This is a genomic window from Terasakiella pusilla DSM 6293 (assembly GCF_000688235.1).
Classification (GTDB): domain Bacteria; phylum Pseudomonadota; class Alphaproteobacteria; order Rhodospirillales; family Terasakiellaceae; genus Terasakiella; species Terasakiella pusilla.
On sequence record NZ_JHYO01000067.1, the window covers coordinates 1 to 2,632 of the forward strand.

Sequence of the window (2,632 nt, forward strand, 5' to 3'; positions counted from 1 at the left end):
TCTGACTTACGCTACGCTCCAGTCGCCACATCAGGACGACAATAATAGCCAGAAACTAACATAGCGGTTGGACCACCAAAGTGGGGCACGTCACACCACGTTAAAAGTTGGGGCTCTAATCAAGACATACCGACCAAGGTTGTCAGGTATGAAGATATGAAAATGAAACCGGCACATGTTTTTTTAGACATTGTGCAGTTTTTAGAACTTCCATATGGAGAGCAAGAGGTTAAGTCATCACTGGCCAAATGTGATTTTGCAAATTTGCAAAAAAGAGAAAGCCAATCAGGGTTTAAGGATCGCCCCTATAAAGGGAGCCAGTTTTTTCGCCAAGGAGAAATCAATAGCTGGCGAAAGACACTTGAACCACATACGGTGAATAGAATAGTTAATTGTCATGCTGAAGAAATGATTAAACATGGGTATTTAGCAAAAGATGGCACTCTTGTTTAACTGGGATTTTGATCGTTAAAATGGACAGTCATCATTATCTGATTTGCGGAATTACCATTTTATTTCCATGGGAAATGGCTATGTTTCCTGTTTCGTCAAAGGTGCCTGATGTTTATGTGAAACTGGGACAAGCACTCCCGCCAGCCGAAAAAAATGTCAAATTTAAAGGGCCATATTGTCTGGCCGCACCTCATCATGTTTTCTTTCATCTTGAAAATATAGCGCGCTTCTCTGTTTTAAACGGAACCGAGATTATGGTTGAAATACTCGGCGAGCAAGACATTGAGACGTTAAATATATTCCTTTTGAACTCATGCCTTGGCGTATTGTTAACACAGAGAAATAAGCTTGTGTTACATGCCGCGGCACTCGAAAGAAATGGGCGTATCGTCGCATTCAGCGGGGGGGCAGGGTGCGGTAAGTCAACTTTATCGGGTTTGTTGTTGAAGTCAGGTGCAAGAATTTTGACCGACAATATTGCAACAATCGAGATTCAAGAGAGGACAGGAGCGCGAGTATTTCCGTCTTTTCCCTTTATCCATCTATGGCACTCAGCAATAGAGAAAGTGGAACTGGAGGCTCGTAAGACCCAAAAGCTACGACCAAATCTGAATAAATATGCTTTGTCGATTGAAGATCAGTTTTGTGCTGAACCATCACCTCTTCATACTCTTTGCATTCTTTCTCCATGGAACAAAAGTGAGCTGCATTGCGAGGAAATTAATGGAATTGAACGTATCACATACCTGAGCCATGCAAGTTTCCGTCTCAAAATAACGCGCGGGATGGAAATGGACAGACAGCATTTTCAGCACATGAGTGCGCTTTCTCAGACGATTAAATTGGTTAAACTTTCATACCCACATGACTGGAATTTGAATGAACAACTGGTGACGTTCGTGAATGGTAACTTATTCGAATCATTGACAGAAAGTTCAGAGCTATGAATTCCAGTGTTTCAAAAAACTATTGTTTGGCAACTGTAACAACAAAGTCCTTTATAATGGGCACGGCTGTGTTGATAGATTCTTTTTTGGAACATAACGTTTGGTTTGATGGTGATATTATAGTCATTGCCGATATTCAGGAACTGGAACAGCAGGAAATCGATATATTAAGTGGTTTTAAACGCGTCAAGCTTGTTGACGTCAGCTCTGAACTGCGGGGGAATGTTCGTGATTTAGAGAGCGTTAATTCATCACTTATCGGTAAAGCAGCACGTTTTTTCTCTCTTGAATCCTTTAATTTGAGAGGATACGAGAAAGTCCTCTTTTGTGATAGTGACATGTTGTTTGTAGGGACTGTAGAGCCCTTGTTTAAGTCTGAGCGTCCATTGCTCTGTTGTGGCGATGGTGTCTACTACCAAGGGAAAAATCGAAACAAACGGTCGTTTAGCCCCTGCGCGCCAAAAGTACCAAGTGAAGAGATCTCCAATACCTTCAATGCGGGGTTCATGCTGATTGATGAGTCTCTTATCACTCGGACGATTTTTCAGTCTCTGGTGGATATGACAACTCATGCGTATTGGGAAGATGAGACGATATTGCATACCGACCAACGGATTTTGAATTTATTTTTTGCAGGACAGCAGACAATTATCCCTGCTGTGTATAATTATTTGCTGACCCACCAAAATTCAATTAATGCAGCAGACCCTACAGTCTTAGAAAACATAAAAGTCTTTCATTTCAATGGACCAGCCAAACCCTGGCTATTGGAGCGTTCGATGGGTGCTGTGAATGATAATTCATTACAGCTTAGGGCTTATATTCGGTGGCATCAACAGTATGCAAAGCTACTGACCAAAAAGCATTTGGAGAGCATTGCAAAGAATTTCAGCCCTAATTAAGCACTCAAGGAGAGAGATGGTCCCCAAAGACTGGACAGGGTGCTAAGGTGGGATAGCCGCTTTTGAAAAGGACTATCCGATGGCAAAACGCGGTAATCATTCAGCTGACTTCAAAGCCAAGGTTGCTTTGGAGGCTTTGCGAGAAGAGCTGACGCTCCCTGAATTGTCCAAGAAATACGATGTGCATCCCAACCAGATCAGTACATGGAAGAAGAAAGCTCTGGAAAATATGGCTGATATTTTTTCTGGCAAGCAGGAAAAGTAAAAAGACAACCACGAAGCCGAAATCAAGGAGCTTCACGCCAAGATCGGCGAATTGACGGTAGAAGT

Annotated in this window: 4 protein-coding genes; all 4 read left to right on the top strand. The window is 42.3% G+C overall.

Annotated features, from left to right (window positions below; translation table 11 throughout):
- Positions 1-60 precede the first annotated feature (60 nt).
- Positions 61-453, top strand: a complete 393-nt coding sequence (locus Q397_RS0120005; protein ID WP_084149144.1) for a sulfotransferase domain-containing protein — start codon at positions 61-63, stop codon at positions 451-453.
- A 20-nt stretch (positions 454-473) separates the two neighbouring features.
- Positions 474-1,400 (top strand): hypothetical protein, encoded by a 927-nt coding sequence (locus Q397_RS0120010; RefSeq protein ID WP_156950823.1) that lies wholly within the window; start codon positions 474-476, stop codon positions 1,398-1,400.
- Positions 1,397-2,302, top strand: coding sequence for a glycosyltransferase family 8 protein (locus tag Q397_RS0120015; RefSeq protein ID WP_028880899.1), 906 nt, complete (start codon positions 1,397-1,399; stop codon positions 2,300-2,302). The genes Q397_RS0120010 and Q397_RS0120015 overlap by 4 nt, the downstream gene beginning before the upstream one ends.
- A gap of 79 nt (positions 2,303-2,381) precedes the next feature.
- Entirely contained in the window at positions 2,382-2,567 is a 186-nt protein-coding gene (locus tag Q397_RS25615; protein WP_156950824.1) for a transposase, read from the top strand.
- The last annotated feature ends 65 nt before the right edge of the window (positions 2,568-2,632 follow it).

What these genes read in the sequence shown, in the direction of transcription:
- Q397_RS0120010 (WP_156950823.1), top strand. Translation starts at nt 474, where the DNA reads ATGGACAGTCATCATTATCTGATTTGCGGAATTACCATTTTATTTCCA.
- Q397_RS0120015 (WP_028880899.1), top strand. Translation starts at nt 1,397, where the DNA reads ATGAATTCCAGTGTTTCAAAAAACTATTGTTTGGCAACTGTAACAACA.
- Q397_RS25615 (WP_156950824.1), top strand. Translation starts at nt 2,382, where the DNA reads ATGGCAAAACGCGGTAATCATTCAGCTGACTTCAAAGCCAAGGTTGCT.